Annotated in this window: 20 protein-coding genes, 1 pseudogene and 1 other annotated feature; of the genes and pseudogenes, 17 read left to right on the top strand and 4 right to left on the bottom strand. The window is 39.1% G+C overall.

Annotated features, from left to right (window positions below):
* Positions 1–133: 133 nt before the first annotated feature.
* Positions 134–532 carry a GNAT family N-acetyltransferase gene (locus AC1D0Y_RS00940; protein ID WP_477707298.1) on the bottom strand — a complete coding sequence of 133 codons (399 nt, stop codon included), beginning with the start codon at positions 530–532 and terminating at the stop codon, positions 134–136.
* Between the two features lie 112 nt (positions 533–644).
* On the opposite strand from AC1D0Y_RS00940, the gene pdxR reads away from it, so the two are divergent.
* Both pdxR and AC1D0Y_RS00930 read left to right on the top strand, forming a co-directional pair.
* A complete protein-coding gene (gene pdxR, locus AC1D0Y_RS00935) occupies positions 645–2,054 on the top strand; it encodes a MocR-like pyridoxine biosynthesis transcription factor PdxR (protein WP_477707297.1) in 1,410 nt (469 codons plus the stop codon).
* A gap of 22 nt (positions 2,055–2,076) precedes the next feature.
* Positions 2,077–2,586 (top strand): hypothetical protein, encoded by a 510-nt coding sequence (locus AC1D0Y_RS00930; RefSeq protein ID WP_336063493.1) that lies wholly within the window; start codon positions 2,077–2,079, stop codon positions 2,584–2,586.
* Positions 2,587–2,646: 60 nt separating this feature from the next.
* Here AC1D0Y_RS00930 and AC1D0Y_RS00925 read toward each other — a convergent pair whose 3' ends face one another.
* Positions 2,647–3,366, bottom strand: a complete 720-nt coding sequence (locus AC1D0Y_RS00925; protein ID WP_477707296.1) for a poly-gamma-glutamate hydrolase family protein — start codon at positions 3,364–3,366, stop codon at positions 2,647–2,649.
* A 258-nt stretch (positions 3,367–3,624) separates the two neighbouring features.
* Here AC1D0Y_RS00925 and AC1D0Y_RS00920 point away from each other — a divergent pair, with 258 nt between their 5' ends.
* From AC1D0Y_RS00920 to AC1D0Y_RS00905, 4 genes and pseudogenes are all read left to right on the top strand, one after another.
* On the top strand, positions 3,625–4,287 hold the full coding sequence (locus tag AC1D0Y_RS00920) for an MgtC/SapB family protein (RefSeq protein WP_217598295.1): 663 nt from the start codon (positions 3,625–3,627) through the stop codon (positions 4,285–4,287).
* Between the two features lie 130 nt (positions 4,288–4,417).
* A pseudogene (locus AC1D0Y_RS00915) lies at positions 4,418–4,615 on the top strand (hypothetical protein); the annotation flags it as partial.
* A 50-nt stretch (positions 4,616–4,665) separates the two neighbouring features.
* Positions 4,666–5,307 carry an NAD(P)-dependent oxidoreductase gene (locus tag AC1D0Y_RS00910; RefSeq protein WP_060747138.1) on the top strand — a complete coding sequence of 214 codons (642 nt, stop codon included), beginning with the start codon at positions 4,666–4,668 and terminating at the stop codon, positions 5,305–5,307.
* Between the two features lie 67 nt (positions 5,308–5,374).
* On the top strand, positions 5,375–5,869 hold the full coding sequence (locus AC1D0Y_RS00905; protein WP_060747139.1) for a GNAT family N-acetyltransferase: 495 nt from the start codon (positions 5,375–5,377) through the stop codon (positions 5,867–5,869).
* 21 nt (positions 5,870–5,890) lie between these two features.
* Here AC1D0Y_RS00905 and AC1D0Y_RS00900 read toward each other — a convergent pair whose 3' ends face one another.
* A complete protein-coding gene (locus AC1D0Y_RS00900) occupies positions 5,891–6,640 on the bottom strand; it encodes a sulfite exporter TauE/SafE family protein (RefSeq protein WP_016765247.1) in 750 nt (249 codons plus the stop codon).
* A gap of 155 nt (positions 6,641–6,795) precedes the next feature.
* On the opposite strand from AC1D0Y_RS00900, the gene AC1D0Y_RS00895 reads away from it, so the two are divergent.
* The 4 genes from AC1D0Y_RS00895 (at position 6,796) to AC1D0Y_RS00880 (ending at position 10,671) form a co-directional block, all read left to right on the top strand.
* Positions 6,796–7,695 carry a LysR family transcriptional regulator gene (locus AC1D0Y_RS00895; protein WP_477707295.1) on the top strand — a complete coding sequence of 300 codons (900 nt, stop codon included), beginning with the start codon at positions 6,796–6,798 and terminating at the stop codon, positions 7,693–7,695.
* The gene (locus AC1D0Y_RS00890) at positions 7,692–8,330 is read left to right on the top strand and encodes a hypothetical protein (RefSeq protein WP_477707294.1); all 639 of its coding nucleotides are present in this window, start codon (positions 7,692–7,694) and stop codon (positions 8,328–8,330) included. Before AC1D0Y_RS00895 ends, AC1D0Y_RS00890 begins: the two co-directional genes overlap by 4 nt.
* Positions 8,331–8,451: 121 nt before the next feature.
* Positions 8,452–9,018, top strand: coding sequence for a TetR/AcrR family transcriptional regulator (locus AC1D0Y_RS00885; protein WP_098331967.1), 567 nt, complete (start codon positions 8,452–8,454; stop codon positions 9,016–9,018).
* A 426-nt stretch (positions 9,019–9,444) separates the two neighbouring features.
* Positions 9,445–10,671: a DUF819 family protein gene (locus tag AC1D0Y_RS00880; protein ID WP_060747143.1), complete on the top strand. Its 1,227-nt coding sequence runs from the start codon at positions 9,445–9,447 to the stop codon at positions 10,669–10,671.
* Positions 10,672–10,713: 42 nt separating this feature from the next.
* Here the strand turns inward: AC1D0Y_RS00880 and AC1D0Y_RS00875 are convergent, their stop codons facing one another.
* Positions 10,714–12,084, bottom strand: coding sequence for an amino acid permease (locus AC1D0Y_RS00875; protein WP_477707293.1), 1,371 nt, complete (start codon positions 12,082–12,084; stop codon positions 10,714–10,716).
* Between the two features lie 67 nt (positions 12,085–12,151).
* Positions 12,152–12,383 (bottom strand) — a binding site (T-box leader).
* A gap of 237 nt (positions 12,384–12,620) precedes the next feature.
* Here AC1D0Y_RS00875 and AC1D0Y_RS00870 point away from each other — a divergent pair.
* From AC1D0Y_RS00870 to AC1D0Y_RS00840, 7 genes are all read left to right on the top strand, one after another.
* Entirely contained in the window at positions 12,621–13,505 is an 885-nt protein-coding gene (locus tag AC1D0Y_RS00870; RefSeq protein WP_098792036.1) for a DUF4405 domain-containing protein, read from the top strand.
* A gap of 109 nt (positions 13,506–13,614) precedes the next feature.
* A complete protein-coding gene (locus AC1D0Y_RS00865; protein WP_057234040.1) occupies positions 13,615–13,800 on the top strand; it encodes a Fur-regulated basic protein FbpA in 186 nt (61 codons plus the stop codon).
* A 196-nt stretch (positions 13,801–13,996) separates the two neighbouring features.
* Positions 13,997–15,124 carry an NADH-dependent flavin oxidoreductase gene (locus AC1D0Y_RS00860; RefSeq protein WP_477707292.1) on the top strand — a complete coding sequence of 376 codons (1,128 nt, stop codon included), beginning with the start codon at positions 13,997–13,999 and terminating at the stop codon, positions 15,122–15,124.
* A gap of 151 nt (positions 15,125–15,275) precedes the next feature.
* The gene (locus tag AC1D0Y_RS00855) at positions 15,276–16,175 is read left to right on the top strand and encodes a DMT family transporter (RefSeq protein WP_060747147.1); all 900 of its coding nucleotides are present in this window, start codon (positions 15,276–15,278) and stop codon (positions 16,173–16,175) included.
* A gap of 52 nt (positions 16,176–16,227) precedes the next feature.
* Complete coding sequence (locus tag AC1D0Y_RS00850) at positions 16,228–16,581, top strand: cupin domain-containing protein (protein WP_060747148.1); 354 nt, start codon at positions 16,228–16,230, stop codon at positions 16,579–16,581.
* 406 nt (positions 16,582–16,987) lie between these two features.
* On the top strand, positions 16,988–18,910 hold the full coding sequence (ltaS, locus tag AC1D0Y_RS00845; RefSeq protein WP_028410968.1) for a lipoteichoic acid synthase: 1,923 nt from the start codon (positions 16,988–16,990) through the stop codon (positions 18,908–18,910).
* A gap of 75 nt (positions 18,911–18,985) precedes the next feature.
* Positions 18,986–19,966, top strand: coding sequence for an LCP family protein (locus tag AC1D0Y_RS00840; RefSeq protein ID WP_176528175.1), 981 nt, complete (start codon positions 18,986–18,988; stop codon positions 19,964–19,966).
* Positions 19,967–19,981 lie beyond the last annotated feature (15 nt).

Below are 19,981 nucleotides of genomic sequence, written 5' to 3'. Positions count from 1 at the left end.
ACCTCTAAATTCTAAGAGTTGGATGAGAAGGAAGAAGTATCATAGCCTTAATCTTTGAATATTGTACCATCATATTGAAAAGATGTAAAATAATAATAGTTTAGTAGGGCAGGAAGTTTTTTGTCTTTTTTACCTATCGAATTCTCCCAATTTTAAACCCATTATCAATTTGATGAAAGCCGGCTTTTGGATAGTAGTTCATAGCAGAAGGAGCTGAAAGTAAAATCAGCGCGGTTTCTTCGCCGATTTCTGATTGAACATGTTTGATGAGCTGTGTACCGATTCCTTGCTTTTGATAGTCTTTTACAACAGCTAAATCCGATAAATAGCAGCAGTAGCTAAAATCTGTTAACGCTCTGGCTATGCCAATAAGTTCGCTGTCGTTCCAAGCGGTAATAGTAAGAGAAGCGTGATCAAGCATTCTTTGAATACGATCAAGATTTTGTGCAGGACGTTTAATGCCGGAATGTACAAATACTTCAGCAGCTTGTTCCGCACGGATTGAGACGTTGGTTTTATAAGTGATAGTCATTGCGTCATCTCCTTAATTTATAAGATATAGTCCAGTATATGAAGAATCTGAACTGAGAGGAAGTGTCAGAAACAGCGAATTTAATAGTATCAGTTAGAAAGGAAAGAACACTATGTTAGAGTTAATGCCTTTGCTTGATAAAAGAAAAGCAGATCCCTTGTACATGCAGCTTTATATCTACATAAAAAAACAAATTCAAAAAGGTACCATTCCGCCTCATGAAAAATTGCCTTCTAAACGAAAGCTAGCTCTTCATTTAAGCATTAGCCAAAATACGGTTGAAGCGGCTTATGTACAGTTAGAAGCTGAAGGCTATATCGAGATACTAGCCAGGAAAGGAGTATTTGTAAAAGAGATAAAAAATGAAGTTGTGCTTCAAGAACTGCCTCCAGCCTATGTCTCTTTACCGCAAGAAGACCGGAAATCAACTGTCATTGACTTTAGCCATGGAAAGGTAGACGTAGAAAAATTTCCGTATAACACGTGGAAAAAGCTAACGGTTCAAACTATTTATCATGATGAAAGCCAGCTTTTTTATAGCGGACATCCACAGGGCGAACATCTTCTTCGTCAAGAAATTGCAGCGTATCTTTATCATTCAAGAGGAGTGCGCTGTACGGCGGAGCAAATTGTGATAGGTGCAGGTACGCAGTATCTTATGTGGCTGCTTTCTGTCACGCTGGGGAAAGAAAAAATAATTGGGTTTGAAAATCCGGGTTTTCACCGAACGAGGCACGTTTTTCAAGAACAAGGCATGTCAGTTATCCCTATTTCTCTCGATAATTTTGGCTTGAAATTGAAGGAACTGAAAGAAAGCGGAGCGGATGCGGTGTACATTACGCCGTCTCATCAATTTCCTATTGGGATGGTCATGCCGATTGCAAGAAGACTTGAACTACTAGAGTGGGCGGCAGAAACGAACAGCTATATTATAGAAGATGACTATGACGGAGAATTTCGCTATAAAGGAAAACCGATTCCCGCGCTTCAAGGATTAGATCAAGACGATCGCGTTATTTATACGGGTACGTTTTCAAAGTCTTTGATGCCTTCTCTTCGAATAAGCTATGCCGTGCTGCCACACCGGCTTCGTACAAGCTATATGAAGCACTGTGGACTTTTTAAACAGTCTGTTTCAAGACTTCATCAGTATACGCTTTTTCTGTTTATGAAAGAAGGGCACTGGGAACGTCACTTGAATAAAATGAGAACAGCATACCGCAAGAAACAAGCGCTGCTGCTAGATTGCTTGACTACTATTATGGGAGAACGTGTAGATGTTATTGGAGAACATTCTGGGTTGCATATTCTTCTTAAGGTGAAAAACGGAATGAGTGAACAGAAACTAATTGAAGCAGCTGCCGAGCAAGGGGTAACGATTTATCCAACGTCCATTTATTATCATAGTGCCGGTGACAACAACACGCCTTATGTATTGCTTGGGTTTGCCGGACTGTCTGATGAAGAAATAAAAACAGGTGTAAACCTGCTGTTTAAAGCTTGGTTTGAACAGCAGGATTGAGAGATATGCTAGGGGGGTTTTTATGAAAGTAAAGCGAAAATTATTTGGTTTATGGACAGGAGAGCTTACGGCAGCTTTAGTGTTTGCTGCGCTGTGGGTAGGGTACTTAAATGAGTTTTCTCATCTAAGTTTTTACTTAACAACATTTTCTAGTGTGTATGCTTTTATCATACTTGAGTTTATCTTGTTTCAAGGAAGCTTATACTGGTTTATGAAATGGAAGCGAGTGAGGCGAAAAGAAGATTCTCATTTGCCCTCTAGCTACATTCAGCTGTTTCTGCTTTTTAAAAAAATGAATAAAATTCTTCTTGCGTTAGGTTTAGGTGTACTCGTGTATCACTGTGTGCAGTTAGGGATTAACGGGCTTGCTTTTTTTCTGGGTCTTTACGCGTTTGCTTGGCTTGAATATATTAACTACTATGTGATTAGGCTTTCTTATCAAAGTCCAAGTGAAATCAAGGAGTTTTTTGAGCTGAAAAGATTTAAACGGTCTATTTTAGCAAGAGAAATAGATAAGAACCAGCGCGTTTGATTACACAGACTGCGCTGGCTTTTTTGTCTGGAAATCAAGGAATAGGCAAGAGTTGATAAGTTAGTGAACTTGAAAGTAAAGGAAAGTTTGATAGGAAGAAGATGCTTCTTGTAAGGAAGTGACAAATGTATGAAAAAGCGGTGTCACATTCATGCGGTTATTTCTCGACCAGTCATGGTTTGCGAAAAATGATTTCCTTAGTTCGGCTGTGAGTTCAAGCTGTACTCCGGCTTTTAGCAAATTATCATTCACAATATTTTGTTCGCTTGTTCCGGCAATGTCAGAAGGAGCGTCACGGACGGTAAAGCCGTGTTTGCGAAGCGCTTGCTTCACCAGCTCTTTATAAATCTGATTTTTTCCGCCTATATATACGATAGGCTGGCTGCCGCTGTATCCGTGAATCGTCAAAACGGACATGCTTTGTTGAGCCATTCCTCTAGCAGTCGGTTCATCAAAATTTTCTGAGGTTATGTGTAGAACTCCGTTGTTAGTGGACTTGATGCCTTCAAATAAATAATAAGAAGCGGAAAAGCGATCAGCAAGTTCTTTGGCAACTTCTGATGTGCCCGGTTCAATTCCTCCGCCGTGAATGGCCATAATGGATAGGTAGCTAAAGCGCTGTTCGTAGCGAATATCGTAGTCTTGATGGAGAATCTCGTGCTGTTGCAGTTCTGCATAGGAAGAGTAAGAGTCACCGCTTGCATAAGAGGGAGGGAGAATCAAAAAGCAGCACATCAAAGGCAACAAAATGCTTGTACTCCATTTGAATAAACGGTTCATTAATAATCACCTCTATTTATCCTATGATAGGTAGAGGTGATTATTAATATTTTCGCTTTTTGATAAAGTGCCAGTTTGTTTGAAATTCAATGGGCTCGCGTTCTAATCGTCCTCACTCAAGAAATATGCTGTAATAACTGATAATTTTATCTAATTTGATTAGCCTCCACTTCAAAAATTGGTTATAGTAAATTATAACAAAAATAGAAATAGTTAATAGGTCCATTTATAAAAAAGTGAAGAGAAAGGAGGGGGGAAATGACCGCAGCTTTTATTAGTCGTCTCGCGCTATCAGGTTTGTTAGGAGCTTTGGTTGGTTTAGAAAGAGAGTTTAGAGCAAAAGAAGCGGGTTTTCGCACTCATTTTTTAGTTGCTGTCGGTAGTACGCTCATTATGTTAATTTCCAAATATGGCTTTTCAGATGTGCTTCATCAAGATCATATGGCTCTTGATCCGAGCCGAGTTGCCGCACAAGTAGTAAGCGGTATTGGTTTTTTAGGAGCAGGTATGATTATTATTCAAAAGCAGCATGTTAGAGGGCTCACAACAGCCGCAGGCGTATGGGCAACGTCGGGAATTGGTTTAACCATTGGGGCGGGTATGTATACAGTCGGCATTAGCGCAACTATACTGGTGCTGATTGGCTTAGAAATATTGAACGTAATGTTTACATCTCTTTCTACTCATTCCCTTTTAATTAAGTTTCGTGCAGCGAATCAAGAGGATATTTATGAGCTCCTTGATAAGATTGAAAGGGAAAATATTATGATTTCATCCTATGAAATTCACCAGGATCATCATCAAGGTGAACTGCTTTATTTTGTTGAAATAAAAGGAAAAGCAAAAAAGAAAGGGAATAAAGTAGAATTGATTAAATCCATTCACTCTATGGCTCACGTGTTATTTATTGAAATTGAATAAGCACTTATTTATTTTTTCAAAAGAAACTGGAAGAAACATATTTTAGTTGAAGGAAGAGCAGGGCCGAACGATGAATGGAGGACGTAGATTTCGTGTATGTAGGTGCTTCTAGCGGTTGATTGGAGGGTAAGGCGAAGACTCCTGCGGGAAAAGCGGAACAGGTGAGACCCCGCAGGAGCGCAAGCGACTAGGAGGCTCAGCGGCCGCCCGCGGAAAGCGAAGCCCTGCACGGAAATCAACCGCGGTGTTAAAAGTAATCCATACTAACTCATTTATCCAATTTGTTCTCTCTATCTTGCTTAAACCGTTTTGCTGTGTTTTATCATAGCAAAAAAAGGCTATTACCTAAATATAGAGAATTTTACTGGAGGTTATAAAATGAAAATTGGAGTCGTAGGTGCTACAGGAAAAGCAGGAAGTTTTATCGTGAAAGAAGCTTTAAATCGCGGCCATGATGTAACGGCAATCGTACGTGATGCGAGCAAAGTAGACGAACGAGATGTTCGTACACTGGAAAAAGACATCTTTGATATCACGGCAAAAGATATCGAAGGCTTGGATGCAGTAGTGAATGCGTTTGGAGCTCCTGAAGGAAAAGAACATCTGCATGTAGAAGCGGGACAGTCGTTAATTCGTGTATTTAAACAAGCTCCGGACGTTCGTCTTCTTGTTGTAGGAGGGGCAGGCAGTTTGTTTGTCGATGAAGAGAAAACGACGCGTCTAGCAGATACGCCTGATTTTCCAAAAGAGTATAAAGCGACAGCTGACAATCAAGCTCAAAATTTAAAAGATTTAGAAAGTACAAGCGATATTAATTGGACGTTTATTAGCCCAGCAGCATTTTTTAATCCTTCAGGAAAACGAACGGATGCTTATAAAACTGGGAAAGATCATGTTATTTTAAACTCAGAAGGAAACAGCCATGTCAGCTATGCTGATTATGCCATTGCTGTCATTGATGAAATTGAGCGAGGAGAGCATGTAAACGAACGCTTTACCGTTGTATCCGACGCTAGATAAAGGAAAAGCCGCTTTATGCGGCTTTTTTTGTGCATGTTATACTATGGGAAAAGGAGTAAGGTATAGAATGGATAATACAGTAAACGTAGAACTAGCGTTTTATAGTGAAGCCTACGAGTCATCTATACATAGCTATACGCTGCCTGAAGCGCAGCTCATTTATACGGCACTTCCCGCTGAAGCCTTAGCTAAGTGTGAGCGGGAAAAGGACAGAACGCCTGTTTTGATTTTGGCAGAAAACAAACTAGCCGGCTTTTTCGTGCTCGACGCAGGGAAAGCTGTTAAAGAATATACTAAAAGCTCCGGCGCGCTTTTAATACGGTCGTATTCCATTCATCCTGATTATCAAGGAAAGGGAGTTGGCAAAAAGTCATTGAAACTTCTTCTTTCTTTTATCAACCAGCACTTTCCGACTAAAAATGAAGTGGTGCTAGGCGTGAACTATAAAAACACGGCCGCGCAGCAGCTGTACAAAAGAAGCGGCTTTATCGACACAGGCGGGCATATTTTTGGAAGCCAAGGAAAGCAGTTTGTTTATGAGATGGACATAAAAAAAGCTTGAACAAGAGTTCAAGCTTTTTTCTTATATAACAAGTAGGAAGCTAGAGCAAATAGGCAGTGCTACAAGGGACGTTTTTAATACGGGAGCAGGGACGCGATTTGTGAATTTTGCTCCAATATATGAACCGACCATTGTGCCGACTACTACTTGGATCAACAGTGGAATATCTAAAAAGCCCTGCTGATAATAGCCCATTCCTCCGCCGATGGCAATCGGAATAATAACGAGCATTGTCGTTCCGGCTGACTGACGAATAGACAAGCCTAACACCATCATAAGGCCAAGCTGAATAAATGGAGTTGATCCAATTCCAAACATTCCTGATAGAGCGCCGGTTATTAAGCCAATTAGTAAAGAATAGACGACAAATTTAGCTCCTGTTGGAACAGTACGTTCTTTTTGCTGACGGGAAAATAAAAACATACGCAGCCAAAGTAAAACACCAGATAATAAAAGCATACCGGCTGTTAGCCATTTTAGCTCGCCTTCTGGGATAAAGGATGAAAGGTTAGACCCAATCCAAGCGCCTAATGCACCGAGGATACCAACAGAGATACCGGATTTTAAAGATACGTTACCTTCGCGGTAATGACTGACGGCGCCAGATAAAGAAGAGAAAATCATTGCGGTAAGAGCCGTTGCGAGTGCAACGTGTACAGATACGCCGTACAGCAGCGTTAAAATCGAAATAATAAAACCTGATCCGCCTGCTCCGACAAATCCTAAGATTAGTCCGACGGCTAACATTGTTAAAACAATTGAAACATCCATAAACTAATTCCTTCTTTCAACACTTATTCTATGCAGACACATAACATTTTTAGCAAGTGCTACGTTCTTCATTTAAACATGAATTTTTTATGACGTCCAATGTATAATTTATATGAAATTGATAGTATTATGTAATAAGTAAAGGATGTGAAAAAATGGAATGGCAGCAGCTTGAATATTTTAATATTGTAGCTCAAACGGAACATTTCACAAAGGCAGCGGAAAAATTATCAATCGCACAGCCTACGCTCAGCCGCTCAATTTCTAAATTAGAATCAGAGCTTGGCGTGCCACTATTTGAACGAAAAGGAAGGCAAGTTATTTTAAATCGATACGGACGGCTTTTTTACGAACGAACGGCTAAAGTATTAAACGAAATGGAAGAAGCTAAACGTGAGCTTTCAGATTTAATCCACCCTCACCGGGGCAGTATTTCGTTTGCTTTTTTAAAATCATTAGGCGCTTCGTCCGTCCCAAAACTAGTTCATGCTTTTTTACAAGAGTATCCGAACGTTCAATTTCAAATTTTTGAGAACGCCACGAACATCATGCTCGATCAGCTTCAAACAGGGGAAATTGATTTTTGTATGTCTTCCGTAACGGAATCTAGGGCAGGAATTCAGTGGGAATATTTATGGAAAGACGAGCTGTACGCGTATGTTCCTGATACGCATTCTTTTGCTTCAAGACAAGTGCTTTCGATTTCAGAGTTGGCTCATGAATCGTTTATCGCGTTAAAAAAAGGATACGGAAGCCGAACAATTTTTGATCAGCTGTTTGAAGAAGCTGAGATTGTCCCAAATATTACGTTTGAAGGAGAAGAATTTTTAACGGTGATTGGTTTTGTAGCGGCTCATTTAGGGGTTGCCTTGCTTCCTGAAATAAAGGGAGTGGACTTGCGAGGCATTAAAAAAATAAAAATTAAAGAAGACACAGCTTCAAGGGTAATTGGGATTGCGTGGAACAAGGATAAATATTTAACTCCTGTTGCGAAAAAGTTCCAGGAATTTTTAATTCAGTATTTCAAAGACCATCATACGGGAGGAAAACAATGAAGAAAATTGCTTGCCTGCACGCTCATCATTCGAACATCTCTTATATAGAAAAAGCGCTGCCGTTTGCGAACTGTATGCATTTCGTAGACCCCGGCCTTGTACATCGGGTAACAATCGACCCTAAGTTTGCAGCGGAGTCAGCAGCTGCAAAAGTAGAGAAGCAGTTAAAGTGGATGGAAGAATGTTCAGCGGATGCCATTTTACTTACGTGTACGAACTACATTGCTCTTTTACCAGAAGCATTTACAAGCGATATTCCAATTATTAAAATTGATGAGCCTTATTTTCGCCGAATATGTGAAATAGAAGAACCGCAGCTTATCGTGTTTACAAATCCGGAGACCGTAGAAGGAACAATGAAGCGCCTAGACGAATTTGCATTTCATCAAAATGTAAAGATAAAGGTTCGTCCTGTTGTGATAGAAGGTGCTTTTGAACTAGTAATGACTGGGAACCTAGAGAAGTATAAACAGAAGGTAAAACATGTCTTACATGAGCTAGTAAAAGAGCGTAACACTGTTGTTTCAGTAGCGCAGCTCTCGATGGTAGAAGCGGCGGAGGAGGTAAGCGACCGTATTATTACGCCTCTTCAACCGTTAGCGGAAGAAGTAAGAAAAACAATTATTAGGTCATAAGAAATGAAAAAAAGAAAAAATAAATGGTAAAATATTCACTTTATTTTGACAAAAATTTCATTTCCTTATATGATAAGTAGTGTTATAGAAACCACTTATTATATAGGGGAGGCATCGTTTTGTGAAGAAAGCAAATGCACGCGATAAGATTTTAGAAACAGCATCGCGGCTTTTTCAGCTGCAAGGCTATCATGCAACAGGATTAAATCAAATTATTAAAGAGAGTGGGTCGCCAAAAGGGTCTCTTTATTATTATTTTCCAAAAGGGAAAGAAGAACTGGCGATTCACGCTGTTCAATATACGAATAAATACGTCCAAATCCAAATTAAAGAAAGTTTAAATAAATCTTCTGACGCAGCCCAGGCTATTCAGTATTTTATTGAAGAATTGTCCAAGCAGTTTGAACACGAAGAAAGTATTGCTGGTATGCCTGTTGGACTGCTGGCTGGAGAAACGGCGCTTATTAATGAACCGCTGCGAGAAGTCTGCTACGCAGCGTTTCAAGATTGGGAAAAACTTTTTAGAGAAAAAATGATAGAGAGCGGATTTCAAGAAAAGCAGGCAGGAGAGCTTGCAGTTGTGATTAACTGTATGATCGAAGGAGGAATCTTGCGTTCGTTAACCGAGAAAACAAGCGCTCCTTTGCAGCAGATTCAGCAGCAGGTTCCAGTTCTTGTTCGTAAATAAAAAGTGAGGCTGGGACATCACAAAATGAATCTAAAGACTAACAATCGGGATACATGAGCTGGACTGCTTGTGACCCTGCTGTTGATTTCCGTGCAAGGCTTTGCTTTCGGCGGGAGGCCGCTGAGCCTCCTCGTCGCTTGTGCTATTGCGGCGTCTCATCTGTGCCGTTTTTCCCACAGGAGTCTTCGCCTTGTCCTCCAATCAACAGCTAGAAGTAGCTACCTACATAAAACCTACGTTCACCATAATCATAAAAAACACGAACTATTCATCCTTTGTGATAGATAGTTCGTGTTTCACTTTAACTAGACTACTTTGTCCTCGACTCTTTTTTATAGATTGACGGAATTTGGCATATATTGATAAAATTTAAAGTATATTTTCCGAAAATTCTATTTCTTGCGAAGAGAAAGAAAGGAGTAGCTTGTGATTTTTACTATTATTCAAGCTGATGATACGTGGGCACTATGGGGAATTCTAGCGATTTGGGCTTCTGTTAGTATTTTTCTCGAACAAAAGTATAAGTGGGCTTCTTTTCTGTCAGGAGCTATTATTGCGCTAGCAGGAGCGCTTATCCTATCAAATTTAAAAATCATTCCAACAGAGTCTCCGGTTTATGATGCGGTTTGGGCGTATCTAGTACCGCTTGCTATTCCATTATTGTTATTTCAAGTCAATATGAAAGAATTATTTCAAGAAAGCCGGAAACTTCTTTTTATTTTCTTAATCTGTGCAGTAGGAACGGTTATAGGGAGCACGGCAGGCTTCTTGTTATTAAAAGATTATATTCCGGAACTAGCAAAAATTGCAGCAGCTATCGGCGCTTCTTATGTAGGCGGAGGGGTTAACTTTGCTACCGTTACGGCTAAATTTGAACCATCAAGTCAAATGGTTTCGGCGACGGTAGTTGCTGATAATATGGTCATGGCTTTACTGTTTGCCGTGTATATGTTCGTTCCTTCTATGAAGTTTTTTAGAAAACATTTTAAGACGCCTCATATTCAAGAAGTAGAGGCTGGGCAATATGGAGAAAATGATCGTCATACGCTTGCAGAAAAATATTGGGCAAAAAAAGAAATTTCGTTAAAAGACGTTGCGGCTTCAATTGGTACATCATTTTTTCTAGTGGTTGCATCGTTTAAATTAGCCGAATGGTTTGGAACAATCATTCCAACCGGTCCAAATGTTTCGGTAGTTCAAACATTATTACATACTATTTTGAGCGAAAAATACTTATTGCTTTCCACACTTACGTTTCTTGTCATTTATCTGTTCCCTTCTTATTTTAAAAACATTAGCGGAAGCCAAGAAATCGGCACGTACTTCATTTATATTTTCTTTGTTGTCATTGGAGTACCGGCGTCTATTCCATTAATTGTTGAAAAAGCACCTCTTTTGATTCTATTTGTGCTCATTGTGGGAATGAGTAATTTAATAGTGGGACTTATTCTAGGAAAAGTATTTAAAATTGATTTAGAACATATTTTACTAGCGAGCAATGCAACGGTAGGAGGGCCTACGACAGCAAGTGCAATGGCGATTGCTAAAGGATGGGGAAGTTTGGTTGGTCCTATCTTGGTAGTAGGAACGCTTGGCTATATTATTGGTAACTATATCGGTTTTGCACTTGGCTATTGGTACTTAACATTTTAAATAAAAAAGCGCCTCCTCTGATGACTCGGAGGAGGCGTTTTTTTATTTAGCATGCTTGGCTGCTGAAGATTGATAAAAGCGGCCTTTAAAGATATACGTAGCTGTAATAAATAAATAGATAGCTAGTGTAATAGTCGTAATAACAATGGAGGTTGTGCAGATAACGCCAATTAAAATAGCGCTTAGTGCAATTAGGGCAGCCCACGTCGTATAAGGAAACCATTTAACAGAGTAGCTGCTCGATGCTTCTGGCTGAACTTTGCGGGACTTTAAGTGTGCGATCGCAATAATCAACCAAATAAACAACACGGTATATCCTAAGGATCCCATCAAATAATCAAATGTTTTACTTCCTGCAAATAAGGAAATCAACACGCCCACATAAAGAGATGATGTACACATTAAGATTGCATAGACAGGAACTTTGTTAACAGAAAGTTTCGAAAATATCTTCGGCACTCGACCGTCTACTGCTTGCGTATACAAAATACGTGATGAACCGTAAAGCCCTGAGTTCATTGAAGAAATGACGGCTAACAAGATCACGGCATTCATAATATGATCTGCTCCGGGAATTCCAATCATTTTAAATACCATTACAAAAGGGCTTTGAGAAACGCCGTTCACTTCATTCCAAGGAATCAAGCTCACGATGATAAAAAATGGGAACAGATAAAAAGCAATGATGCGCGTTAATGTGCTGCGCACGGCTTTTGGTACTACTTTTTCAGGGTTTTTTGTTTCAGCTAGCGTTACCCCGATGATTTCAGTTCCACCGTAAGAGTAGATGACAACTAGCATCGCTGTAATTAACCCAGTTGGTCCTTTAGGGAAGAAACCGCCGTGATCGCTCAAGTTTGAAAAGCCCGCTGCGGTATGGTGACCAAATGATACAAATAGTAACAGAAGTCCAGCGATGATAAAGATTACAATGACCGTAATTTTAATTAATGCTAGCCAGTATTCCGTTTCAGCAAATGCTTTGACCGAAAGCAAGTTAATAACTGTGACAATAACGGATACGCCTAAAGCAAGCATCCAAATTGGATAATCAGGAAGCCAGTACTGAATAAAAATAGCTGCTACAACAGCTTCAGCTGCAATGTTTAACACCCACATTTTCCAGTAAATCCAGTCTAAAAAATAAGCGGGGTAGCTTCCTAAAATCGACTGAACTAAATCACGAAACGTTCGTGCGTCACTGTTTCGAACCGCCATTTCAGCAAGACCTTGCATAATGAATAGTAAAATAATTCCGCCAATTAAATAAGCAATGATAACTGATGGTCCTGCCATATCAATAGCTGAGCTGCTTCCTTTAAATAAACCAGCGCCAATTGCTCCACCTAGCGCCATCATCATAATGTGACGTGAAGTCATTGTTCGCTGCAAACCTTGGTTGTCCTTCTTCATGACTTTTCCCTCCACTTTTTTATAAAATAAAAAAAGCTTATCGTCTCCTACCTCATTATCAAATGAGAGAAGAGACGATAAGCTTTAGCTAACCGCGGTACCACTCTTGTTGGCTCTTAAAGAACCCTGCTTAAAACCTGATAACGAAGGTTAGACGTTAAAACTTAGAGAATACTTCTGCATTCTTTCTGAATTACCACTCCTGGGCGAGTTCAAAGTATTATTGGACTACGTTACACCAACCCGTAGCTCTCTTGACCGAATAATAAGCTTCTACTACTCCCAATCGCTGTGTTTTTGATTAAAATCTGAAAGTTCTTGATGAATAACCATTACTATACGTGCTTCTTTTTTCTTTGTCAACAGCTATTTTCTAAAAAATAAAATGATGGAACTTTGTTTTTTATAGAACTCAGGACTGGTTATTTTGGTAAAAAAACCAGTCGTTTCACCTAATTTTCACCAACTCTGCTTACATTAAGAAATATGAAAAAGAGGTTGTTTTGACAAATACATAGCTGAGGAGAATGAATAGAGTGAAAAAGATGATGTACGTCCGATTCGGACTGGATCTTTTAATGGCCGTTACGTTTGTTTTATTTTTTAACAAACAAGTATTGGGAGGGTTAACGTTTCATGAAATTGCGGGGCTAGCGATTGCCGTCGCGTTTTTTACCCACGTGCTGCTAAACTGGCAGTGGGTAAAGAAAGTTACGGTTAAATTATTTGACCGCAAGCTTCCGCGCAGAACAAAGTTCGGTTACTTTTTAAACATCATGCTGTTGATTACGATGTCATTTATTATGATTAGCGGTATTTTTATTTCAAGAGTAGTATTTCCGAATATTAATGTTGGCAATGAACAATGGTTTAAGGTTTCACATATTTCGGTATCGTTTTTAGTGTTAATTTTAGTAGCCGCTCACATAGGCCTTCATTGGCAATGGGTTATAAATGTATGTAAAAACATAACGAGATTCAAAAAGTCAAAGAAAAGTTTAAGCATAGCAGCTAAGCTCGCAACCGTTGCCCTGTTAGTCGTTGGTATATACGAAATAAATGAGACGAGTTTTCTTGGAAAGCTTGGAGGAGTAGTGAGAGTGCTGAATTTAAGTTCCTCAGATATACCGCAAAAAGGCGGTGGAAAGCCGGATTTTGATCGCCATTCATTTAGCGAAAACAAATCTCCTGCGACGGCATCTGCTGGTCACAAACGCCCGAACTTTGATCATGATGGCGAAGGTTTTGAAAGAGGGATGAAAGGAAAAGAAGGCGGTTTTGAAAGTCCGAATCCTTTTATTGTAATCGGTACTTATTTTGCTATTATGTCGGTTTTTATTATTGTTATTTATTATATTGAAAAAATATTGTCAGGAGTAAAAAGACGTAAAAAAATGGCGGGTCCGGCTGCGGAAATTTAAAATAAAAAAACTCTCTATTTCACTGTTTTTTCATCGTACAGAAGTAAAATCATTTATGTAAAAGCGAATGCTTTGCAAAATTAAAATGAGATAAACTTAGGTGGTGGAAATGGTGAAACAACACACACAGCCTGAAACGGAACATAAGAAAAATTGGTTTATTAATGCGCTATTGAATTTTGGTATTTATAAAAAAGGAAATCGGCACCTATACGAACTGACACTTCAAGAGTTAGAAGCTCAATATGTAAAAGTAAAAGCATTCATGTATAATCAGGGACCTCTTTCGCAATGATAAAAAAGCACTCAGTATATGAGTGCTTTTTTATATGAGAAAGTCTTATTCTTTGACAGGCGAAACTGTACAGATTAAAATCACAGTATATTTTAAAGTTACAGTTTTAAATGACACATATTATTAAGAAGGAAAAACAGTTTCTACCTATAATATGCCAATATTTTTGACCGTATCATTTTTGGAGGGAAACAAAATGACAAATAAAAAGTATGAGCCGCTTTTACAGCCGTTTACTTTTTCAAATGGCATCAAATTAGATAACCGCGTTATTCTTGCGCCTATGACAAATTTTTCATCAAATGAAGATGGAACAGTATCAAATGCAGAAGTAGACTACTATGTACGACGTTCAAACGGTGTTAGCATGGTCATTACAGCATGTACATACGGAACGCCGAACGGCAAAGGATTTCACGGAGAGTTTGCTGCAGACAGCGATGAAATGATTCCTAGCCTGCGCCGCTTAGCAACAGCCATTAAAGATCAAGGAGCAAAAGCAGTTCTTCAAATTTTTCACGGAGGCCGCATGTGTCCGTCTGAGCTTGTTCCAAATGGAGAGGTTGTTAGCGCAAGTGCTGTTGCTGCAGAACAAGAAGGAGCACCGGTGCCTCGAGAGTTAACAAATGAAGAAATCGACGGCATTATTCATGATTTTGGTGAGATGACGCGCCGTGCTATTGAAGCAGGATTTGACGGAGTTGAAATCCACGGAGCAAATAACTATTTAATTCAGCAGTTCTTTTCTCCGCATTCTAATCGCCGCGAAGATAAATGGGGTGGCAGCGTAGAAAAACGATTAACATTCCCGCTAGCAATCGTAGACGAAGTAAAGCAAGCCGTTTCTAAACATGCAAAAGAGCCATTTTTAGTAGGCTATCGCTTCTCGCCAGAAGAGCCTGAAACGCCTGGAATTACAATGGCTGATACGTTGAAGTTAGTTGATGCACTAGCAGAAAAAGACCTTGATTACCTTCACGTATCGCTAATGGAATTCTGGTCAAAACCTCGCCGAGGCGTGGAAGATACTCGTTCACGTATTGAGATTATTCAAGAGCGCGTAGGAAGCCGCGTACCTGTGATGGGCGTAGGTTCTATTCATACAGCAGACGAAGCAGCAGCAGCTCTTGAAACCGGCATTCCACTGCTTGCGATTGGCCGTGAATTAATTATGGATCCAGACTGGGTTCAAAAAGTCAAAGAAGGCCGTGAAAATGAAATTGTGACAACATTAAGCAAAAAAGATCAGGAAAAGCTTGTGATTCCTGACCCGCTGTGGCAAGCCGTTATTAACACACCAGGCTGGTTTCCGGTTGAAGATTAAAAGAAAGACAGAAAAGCGCAAAGACGATGGGACTGACCCCGTGTCTTTGCGCTTTTTGCTTATTCATGGAACAGAGCTTATGAACCATTAATTTACAAATAGACTTCTTTATGTTTGAATAGTAATAGTTTTCTGAAAGTGAGGTGGAAAAATGAAAGCAGGCCCAATGGTAAAAATGATGGTTTCAATGAGTATTTTTGGTTCAATTGGCTTTTTCTCCACACAAACTGGACTTCCTTCTTTTGATTTAGTATTTGTTCGCTGTATTTGTGCAACGCTTTTTCTCGGAATGTGCTGGTTTGTAACCGGTGAATATAAAAGAGAGAAATGGAATGCCAAAGAAATAAAGCAGATTTTACTGTGCGGCATATTCCTTGTGTTTAACTGGGTTTTTCTATTTAAAGCATTTGAAATGATGTCCGTTACGGTAGCTATTTCTATTTATCATCTTGCACCCGTCTTAGTATTGCTTCTGGGAAGCTTTATCTTTAAGGAGAAATTAACAGTTCTTGGCGTTATGTCTATTTTCACTTGTTTTGTGGGAACACTTCTGATTATTGGGGTGAAGGAACTTACGATTGATGGCTTCATGTCTTCAGGAATACTGTGGGCGCTTTTAGCCGCTTTGTTTTATGCATGCACAACGCTGCTTGGCAAAGGAATTATTCATACGAGTGCTTACGCTGTTACATTTATTCAGACTTTTGTAGGGATTTTTCTATTATTGCCGTTTGTTCATTTTAGTGATTTTCATTTCTTAACAGCGGCCAATTGGACAGCTATTTTGGTAACGGGCTTTGTACATACTGGTTTAGTGTATTATTTGTTTTTCGACAGCCTGCGCTATTTAAAAACTCAGGTGATTTCGGTTCTAGTGTTTTTAGATCCAGCCGTTGCTATTTTATTAGATACAGCATTCACGGGATTTCGCCCGACGCTTTTTCAGCTGGCAGGCATTGTTTTGATCTTTTTAGGAATGCTTTTTACTTTGAAGCCAAAACCTTCATCTAAAAAAAGTATTTCCAATAGCAAGATTAAAAAAATCACATAGAATTTCTATTTCAACTGCAGGTCTTCATTTATTAGAAAAAGGGGAGCTAGTCATGAAAGTCAGTAAGCAAAACGCAGAACACTACGTGTGGGGAGGAAAATGCGATGGGTGGCACCTAGTGAAAAATAAAGACGTAAGTATTATTCATGAGCGCATGCCTCCTCATACGAAAGAGGTAAGGCATTATCACACGAGAGCACAGCAATTTTTCTTTGTGCTAAAAGGAACAGCTGCTCTAGAAGTAGACGGAATTATTTATGATGTAAAAGCACATGAAGGAATAGAAGTGCTTCCGTTCATTCTTCATCAAATGATGAATCGTTCGAGCGAAGAGATTGAGTTTCTAGTTATTTCACAGCCCTTTGCACACGGAGACCGCATAGCTGTTGATGAAGATAAAGACTAAGCATAGATCAGTCTATTTTTACTAGTCCTAACAGTAAGCGAAGAATAACGTCCAGTACAATAGTACCTTTTCATTCAGTATGTGAAATATTATGCCTAATAAAATAAAAATACTTTTATTGCAGAGCAGAAATGTGGTAAATTAATATGTATGCAATATAGGGAGAACAAAATTTACAAATTAACAATTGTGTAATATTAACATCACGATAAAAAATAAGAGATTACAAGTTGAAATGTAAATTTTGTAGATGACTAAAAAAAGAGATGAAGATGATATTGTTTGACAAATTGAATCATTTTCAGGTAATCTTTTGCAGGACGTAACCGTTACGATTTAATGTAGGGGACTTTCCTGAGGTTAGCTGAACATGAAATCTCTACTTTTTAGTGAAAGGAATTTGAAAATGAAAAAACTATTTTCAAAGCCGTTGTTTTACTTTTTTATAGCGGTTTTATTCATGTGGATCAAGTCTTACATGTCTTACAAAGTGGAGTTCAACTTAGATATAAGTGACTCAATGCAAAAAACGTTATTGTTTATTAATCCAATTAGTTCAACTTTGATCTTTTTAGGGTTAGCATTGTTTGCAAAAGGGAAAAGAGCCATCGTTTGGACGCTTATCCTTAGTACAATCATGACGGTCATTTTGTACAGCAATATTTTATATTATCGATTCTTCAATGACTTTGTGACATTGCCTACTTTAACGCAAACAAGCAATGCGGGTCATTTAGGAGGCAGTATCGCTGATTTAGTAAAAGCTCACGATATTTTTTACTTTGTAGATATCGTTTTACTGATTGCGCTATTGTTTGTTAGAAAAATCGAATGGCCAAAAGCACGCCTTAAATTCCGCTATACGTTCATGGTACTAGCGGCAGGAGCTATCGCTTTTGCAATTAACTTGCACTATGCTGAAAAAGATCGCCCTGAATTACTAACAAGAACATTTGATCGCAACTACCTAGTGAAATATTTAGGAGCATACAACTACACGGTGTATGATGCAGTTCAAACGTTTAAAAACTCAAAGCAGCGAGCATTCGCAAGCAGTGATGACTTAACAACAGTGAAAAACTTCAGTACAAGTCACTATGCAGCTCCAAATATTGAGTATGCCGGTAAAGCAAAAGGAAAAAACATTATTAAAATTCATCTAGAATCATTTCAGTCATTCCTGATTAACTACAAGTTAAACGGGCAAGAAGTAACGCCGTTTTTAAACTCATTAGCAAATGGAAATGAATTTATGTATTTTGATAACTTCTTCCATCAAACAGGACAAGGTAAAACAGCTGATGCAGAGCTTATGATGGATACATCATTATACGGCTTGCCTCAAGGATCAGCATTTAGCTTAAAAGGCCGCAACACGTACCAAGCAGCACCAGCGATCTTAGATCAAGAGGGCGGCTATACAAGTGCCGTTTTACACGGAGACTATAAAACGTTCTGGAACCGTAATGAAATTTATAAACAGTTCGGTGTGGATAAATTCTTTGACGCAAGTTATTACAATATGACTGGTGATAACAAAGTAAACTATGGATTAAAAGATAAGCCATTCTTCAAAGAATCTATGCCAATGCTACAGTCATTGAAGCAGCCTTTCTATGCGCATATGATTACATTAACAAACCATTTCCCATTTGTCCTTGATAAGGGCGATGCTAGCATTGAGCCGGCAAACACAGGAGATGGAACGGTAGACCGTTATTTCCAAACGGCTCGTTATTTGGATGAATCACTGCAAGAATTCTTTACAGAGCTAAAAGCTTCAGGCTTATATGACAACTCAGTTATTATGATTTACGGTGACCACTACGGTATTTCTGAAAATCATAACAAAGCAATGGAAAAAGTTCTTGGCGAGAAAATTACGCCATATAAAAACGCTCAGCTTCAACGCGTACCGTTCTTCCTTCACGTACCAGGCGTAAAAGGTGGAGTGAACCATACGTACGGCGGTGAAATTGACGTAGTACCTACGCTTCTTCACTTAGTAGGAATTGATAGTAAAGAGTATGTTCAATTCGGTACAGATTTATTATCAAAAGACCATGATCAGGTAGTAGCATTTAGAAACGGTGATTATGTTTCTCCGAAATACACGTCAATTGACGGCAAGTATTACGATACAAACACGGGAGAAAGAATCACAGCAACAGACGAAGCGAAAGCTTATAAAAAGAAAGTTGGAAGAGAGCTAGAACTTTCTGATAAAGTGTTATACGGTGATTTATTACGATTTAATAAATTAGATGACTTCAAACCGGTCGATCCATCAAAATACATGTATGGAAAAGACCAAGAAACAGAAAAGTAATGTAAGCTTTCACACCATACAATCCAAACAAGCAAGTAGAGGAGCTTTTTAAAAGCTTAGCTACTTGCTTGTTTTATGAGAACTTCATTGAAAAAGAAAGCTGGTGACAGAAACGTGGAGCGAACAAGACGCAAAAGAAGAAGAAGAGTTCGATGGGGCAGAGTGTTCTTTGCTTTGTTGTTTCTTTTTCTTATCATTGGAGGCATATACAGCTATTTCCAATATAAGCAAGGGCTATCGATGGCAAGCGATGGTAAATTTGCGGATGACGGCACGACATTTGAACAGTTTCAAGGCAGTCTCCCAAATAACGGAGAAGTAAATATGCTGCTGTTAGGAAGTGACTCGCGCGGGGAAAAGCATTCTCGTACAGACTCTATTTTAATTGCCCACTACGATTCTAAAAGCAAACACCCGAAAATTGTTTCCCTTATGAGGGATATGTACGTGGATATTCCAGGACACGGCAAGCAAAAGCTGAATGCTGCTTACGCGTTCGGAGGTCCTGAGCTGCTGCGTCAAACGATCAAACAAAATTTTGATATCGATATTAACTATTATGCAGTTGTGGACTTCGAAGGGTTTTCAAAAATTGTAGATACGATTGCACCTGATGGCATTGAAGTAACCGTGCCTCACGATATGTCTTCAGGAATTGGTATGACGCTTCACAAAGGTACCCAAGTTTTACACGGTGAACAACTGCTTGGCTACGTGCGTTTTCGCCATGATAACATGAGTGATTTTGGACGCGTTCAACGTCAGCAAGAAGTCGTTTTAAAGCTTAAAGATGAAGTAGCAAGCATAAACAGCGTGTTTAAAATACCGAAGCTTCTCGGCGTAATGGATCCTTACATCGATACAAATTTAGATACAAAAAGCATGATGCTTCTAGCTAAAGATGTGGTAACAGGAAACATGAAAGATGTTCAAAGCCTGCGACTGCCGTTAGACGGATCGTTTGAAAACAAAACGTATAGCGGTGTTGGTATGGTCCTTGATATTGATTTAGATAAAAATAAAGAAGCGCTGCAAGAATTCTTAAATGACAAATAAAGAAAAGCCTCGAGA

It is taken from the genome of Priestia sp. P1_B12_1 (genome assembly GCF_056406695.1).
Note: the sequence above shows the minus strand (reverse complement) of the source record. Positions and strands in the feature narration are given on the sequence as shown.